Here is a 210-nt window from a genome sequence, read left to right on the forward strand (position 1 = left end):
GCCGTACTGGCCGAGGCGCCCGGCCGCATCCGCCGTCTGGCCGCCGACAAAGGCTACGACGCCGACTGGCTGCGCACCGATCTGCGGGAGGCAGGCATCACGCCCGTCATCAACTCAGTTCGCGCTTGCCTGTCGATGTTCGGCGAAGGCGTCGCGCAGGCGCGCGTTTGCGATGACGATGAGGCGTCGCATGAGGGCTGTGAGGGCGAC

The 210-nt window shown here is 69.0% G+C and carries 1 pseudogene; it reads left to right on the top strand.

The annotated features are described in order from the left end of the window. Positions 1-210: pseudogene (locus MFF24_RS28760) on the top strand (hypothetical protein); the annotation flags it as partial.

Origin of the sequence: Methylorubrum aminovorans, from assembly GCF_022179725.1 — a bacterium.
Classification (GTDB): Bacteria; Pseudomonadota; Alphaproteobacteria; order Rhizobiales; family Beijerinckiaceae; genus Methylobacterium; species Methylobacterium aminovorans.